The organism is Johannesbaptistia floridana (genome assembly GCF_057440575.1).
In genome coordinates this window covers 1-5,025 of the sequence record NZ_JALKVM010000422.1, presented here as the reverse complement: position 1 = coordinate 5,025, position 5,025 = coordinate 1, and the positions used below count along the sequence as shown (strand labels likewise).

Here is a 5,025-nt window from a genome sequence, read left to right as displayed (position 1 = left end):
ATTTCTATATTTATTGGACTAAAGTCCAACTACGAACCTATAATTTCTATATTTAAGTAGGTAAGTAAAATTAAACGTAAAATAGAAAAAATTTTGAAATAGTCTAAAACCCTTACCTGCTCCCGTGCTCCCTTGCGCAGTCTCAACAGGGGATTTAGGCAAAACCTACGCAGTATTGGTGCCTAACCGCGAGAGAAAACCTGCTCAAAATTGCCAGCCTTTACCAGTTAATGGTTTGGGGTCACAAATAACTTATGAAGTGGCGGAGAGCGCCTCCCAATAACTCAAGATTATTGACCAAAAAACAGCCTCTAAGGCGCTCTCCGCTTTCGCTGGCAATTTTGAGTAAGTTTATTGCACCCCAACCTACAAAATATAATATACAATATATGTAGTTACAAAAAAAAGGGGATTTTGTATGCAATGAGCCGTCTACCAAAATTAGCTAAACCTCACCGCCAAATCAAACTATTCATCAAAAGAGCAAAAAAAATAATTTGGTTGGGCTTAGTTTTGTTACTAATAGTGACTGGTTGTACAAAAATTACTGAAGCTCCACCCCATCAACCTCAACAACAGCAAATGATTCAAGCTGTTTGGCTAAGCCATCTTGGTAATGCTTTTTATGCCTACACGGGGAGACTGGATAATGTTTTTCATCAAATATCGAGTTTAAATTTTAATCGAGTTTACGTTAGTGTTTACAATAATGGTATAACCTATCCAACTAAAGTTAGCTATCGCAATGGTGAAACTAGGTTACCTTTGTTTAATCTGTTAAGCGCAGCGATTTACCAAGGTAAACGCCAAGGGTTACAAATTTATGCTTGGTATGAATATGGTTTAATGCTTCATCCTGATGACTCTCTAGCTAAACAGCATCCTGAGTGGTTATTAGCAGATGGTAAAATTGTTAATGATTGCGTTTGGATGGATCCTAGTAATTTAGAAGTACAAAAGTATTTTAAAGATTTATTTACCGAAGTAGCTTACTTATATCCTAAGTTATCAGGAATTCAACTAGATGACCATTGGTCCGTGCCAAGGGAATTTGGTGACTATAGTAATCAATTAACTCAATTAACAGCTCAAGTTGCTGCCACTATTAAAAAAATCCAGCCTGACTGGATAATTTCTTTGTCTCCTAATCCTCCAGGTTTTGCCTATAACAAGTATAATCAAAGCTGGCTCAATTGGGTATATGAGGGTTATATTGACGAGGTGGTTGTACAAATTTATCGCTCTACTAGTGTAGAAGTTAATCAAACTTTACCTCATTCTGGTTTATCAGAGGCTAGTAAACATGTACCTGTTGCCGCAGGTATTTATACTGGCTTTAGTGGTAATGGTTTAGATATTAAATCCTTAGAAGAAGTTCAAAAACAAATAAAAGTAGTACAAAATCAAGGCTATGGTTATTCTCTATTTACTTATGAGTATACTTTTAGTTTTCTCCGCTTAGCTAGAACTAAGACCAAAGAATCTTTCTTTAAATCGTAAGAAAACGAACAAGCGATCGCCGGAGCTAAGGTTGTGTAACTCAACAATATTAATGTTGGGTTTCGTGACAAGGGCCCAACCTACATCAATACTGATTTTTATTTTACTTCAATTGTAACTTACATAAGACTAAAGGCGATCGCTTGGAATAAGATCCCCCTCAATCCCTTACCAAGGGGTACTTTTTATCATACTAATTATAATTTACACTAGATTAAAGGCGATCGCACTCTTGTAGGTTGGGTCCTTGGTAACGAAACCCAACATTACCCCTATCAACATTTAATTTCTATATTTATTGGACTAAAGTCCAACTACGAACCTAGTTTTTAACTGGGGTATATAAAGTTCGGGTGAATACTTACGATAAAAATGTCTTTTTGAGAAGAAAAACATTCCTAATTAATACCGAGTTTCTCAGCAGGATAAACAAAAGGAGAACCTGATAAAATACCTTCACAAATTAAATCTAACCCGGGATCTACTCCTGGTAGCAATTCATCGAGTTTACTAATATTAATTTTATAGGGAGGTTTTCCCTCAACAGGCTGCATCAGCTTTAGAGGAATCATCCTTCTAAAAAAGAAATGATAGGCGTATTTACGAGCGCGAATTAACTGTTCTCCGGTAACTCTACTCTTAATTGGCAAACTATCTAAGGCTTGAAAATAAGCAGATGGTGTAGACGGGTCTATAGTTATACCTTTGCCACGAATCCAGGCTTCACCACCCACAATCACTGGAATACCAAAACTAGTTAATTCTACCCCCGTTTTCGTGCCGTAAATTATCACCGAGTCACAGCGAAACATAGCCGCGTAGGTACTTACGGGACTTTCTGGAGGAATAATATATATATTCGGAGGTAATTCTGGCCAAACTTTAGTAATTTCTGGTAACAAAGGTTGTCTAGAAGGGAGAGTTCCTCGAATTTCTGCTGGGTGAATCCGAATTAAGAGTTGTAAATCTGGTCGATTAGCAAAGTATTTGATAGTTTCTAAAACCCAAGTTAACATATTGGGGAAGGCATTGGCTCGATAGTGTAGTTGAGCATCCCACATAACGTTAGTTAACATACCGATGATGGGTTTTTGTAAATCTAAACCCATAGTTTGGGCGATTTTTTCAATTTCCTCATCAGGTTTCTCGTGAAACCAAATCCAATCGCGACTTCCAGACCAACGGCTTTTGAGATAGTCGAGGATTTCTGTTTCTTTGGTTTCATCCCAGGGGATATTCTCCCAGGTTTCTGGTGGTTCTGCTAACATTGTATGGTGATAAGTATCATCATGACTGAAAATAAAGCACTGTTTGCGATAGGCTACATTCCAGTTGACTACTCTTACAGGTTTTTTCCCCTCAGGGCGATCGCGACACACCTCCCCGATGATACCATGGGGTAAATAAATACCATGATTAAAACAAGCTGCTGTAAATTTTTCTTGTTCTATTAGATGGTTAGTTGCCCAAGCAGTTAATAATGCTCCTTCAAAATAACGCCTGACTATCACTTCTGCGAAGGGTTCATTCTCTAAATTACCACTAGCAAAGTAGCGTAGTGCTCCCGCGTAGGCGTGTTCTCCAATTGCCCAATTCCCATAACGATAGTTAGGAATATCAGCTAAAGGAATAGACTCAGCGATACTTTTAGCGTCTTGATGATTAGCTGGGGTTAACAAGTCACTGTAGAGATGAATTTTTAACCCCAATGGTTCAAAAAAACGACGTCCTGCTTTATAACAGTCTTTACACTTTGCTTTTTCTAACTCGTAATTAGCTATTACTGATTCATCAATATCTATTTTTTGAAGATTCATACAGGCAGGGAGTAACTTATCACATAACAGGATATGAACATTGGCACCTCTTAGGGTTAAAGCTACAGCTAAAAGGCTTTCTGGTAGAGACATTGGTAGTAAGCCACCTATTGAAGTTCCAATCAGTATGGGTGGACCTTCTGCCGCCTTTGCTTTCGCCTTTGACCACAAATCTGGATTAGTTGCTAGTTTTGTTTCCCAATCTGGCCAATTAACCACCCGCGGTGGTGGCGAAGTAGTGGGGGATTTACTAACAAAACTCTTTAGTTTACTCCACAGTGACACGATTGTTTTACTCCCTACTGGATTTAACTACAAGCTTTGATATCCTGCTAAGGTTAATTGAGCTGTTTTTTGCCAAGAGAATAGCCTAGCACGCTCTTGTCCTTTTGCCAACATGGTTTGGCGTTGATTTTCGTCTTCTACAACTAATTTTAAGCTAGTTATCAAGCTTTCTACTACATCTGATTCAAAATATATAGCCGCTTCTCCCACCACTTCTGGTAAAGAAGAAATCGGACAACAAATAACTGGACAGTTACACACCATGGCTTCTAACAATGGTAACCCAAAACCTTCGTAACGACTAGTATAGACTAAGGCTTGAGCGTCTAAATATAATCTTTTTAGTAGAGAATCGTCTCCTGCTAGATAAATAAAATTATCTCCTAAGTTATTTTCATTGATTAATTCTTGTTCGGGAGGAGTAAAATTACTAGTTCCTCCAAAACAAATTACGTTAAAATGTTTAGCTAACCATGTATCTTGGGCAAAAGCTTTTACTAAGATAGGAAAGTTTTTATATTTAGAACGTGTTCCTACGTATAAAAAATAGGGTTTACCTTGGGCCTTTTCTGGGAGTTTACTAGGTATAACTGTGTCAATTTTAGTTGCCCATGGTGTTAAAACTATTTTACTTTCTTCTATGTTAAGAATTTCTAATAAATCTTTTTTGGTATTGAGAGAATTAACAAAAACTAAATCAGCTTTTTCTACTAGAATTTTTTTATCTCTGATTTGTGGTTGAAATCTTTCTAAGTTATTTAAAAATTTCTCTAAAATTAAATCATGAACTGTTATGGCTAATTTATGATACTTTACATCCTGTAAAAGGCTGGCATTGTAATAAGTAGGGTGATAAATATCATAGTTTTTTTGCCAATTAAATAACTTGAAAAATCTTGAATTTAATTGAGAATTATTAACCCAAGGAAAAGACCAATAGCGCCAAAGTTGAGAACGATAATCAGAGATATCATAACTATCTAAATGCCAACCTCTATACCAAGCGAGGGAACATTCGGGAGATTGGGATAATTCTCGCATTAACTCGATAAAAATACGTGAAATACCGCCAAACTTTTGAATAGCAAACATCTGATGATCGTAAAGAATTTTCATCTTTCCGCCCTCATGGAGACTCTCGCTAAACCTCTCATCAGGTTAGCGATGAGAGGAAATGAGGGACCATTATTATGTTGCATAGTTGTATCCAGACGCCTAGCTCTAGCAGGATGGCTTGGATTTAATGGCTTTTTGTGGGAATCTAAAACGAAAACTCGCATGAGTTTAACTCCTATTTCTAGGGTAAAGGTCGCCTCGTCAATGTTTTTAAAGTTTGTCAAGTTAACAGCACTTCTTTAGCCCAAATAGAGATGTTTAACTGTTAACCACAGTGCTACAAACTGGCGAAGTATTTGTAGGTGTG

At 37.2% G+C, this 5,025-nt stretch carries 4 protein-coding genes; 1 reads left to right on the top strand and 3 read right to left on the bottom strand.

The features are described from left to right. Positions 1-423 precede the first annotated feature (423 nt). The gene (locus MW688_RS24200; RefSeq protein WP_486738578.1) at positions 424-1,500 is read left to right on the top strand and encodes a glycoside hydrolase family 10-like protein; all 1,077 of its coding nucleotides are present in this window, start codon (positions 424-426) and stop codon (positions 1,498-1,500) included. Between the two features lie 398 nt (positions 1,501-1,898). On the opposite strand, the gene MW688_RS24195 is transcribed toward MW688_RS24200, so the two are convergent. The 3 genes from MW688_RS24195 to MW688_RS24185 are packed head-to-tail and all read right to left on the bottom strand — an operon-like array spanning position 1,899 to position 4,942. Further along, positions 1,899-3,602, bottom strand: coding sequence for a capsule biosynthesis protein (locus MW688_RS24195; RefSeq protein ID WP_486738577.1), 1,704 nt, complete (start codon positions 3,600-3,602; stop codon positions 1,899-1,901). 27 nt (positions 3,603-3,629) lie between these two features. Further along, the gene (locus MW688_RS24190) at positions 3,630-4,718 is read right to left on the bottom strand and encodes a glycosyltransferase family 4 protein (protein ID WP_486738576.1); all 1,089 of its coding nucleotides are present in this window, start codon (positions 4,716-4,718) and stop codon (positions 3,630-3,632) included. Further along, entirely contained in the window at positions 4,715-4,942 is a 228-nt protein-coding gene (locus MW688_RS24185; RefSeq protein WP_486738575.1) for a hypothetical protein, read from the bottom strand. The genes MW688_RS24190 and MW688_RS24185 overlap by 4 nt, the downstream gene beginning before the upstream one ends. Positions 4,943-5,025 lie beyond the last annotated feature (83 nt).

Coding starts and splice junctions, on each gene's coding strand:
- MW688_RS24200 (WP_486738578.1), top strand. CDS start 424: ATGAGCCGTCTACCAAAATTAGCTAAACCTCACCGCCAAATCAAACTA.
- MW688_RS24190 (WP_486738576.1), bottom strand. CDS start 4,718: ATGAAAATTCTTTACGATCATCAGATGTTTGCTATTCAAAAGTTTGGC.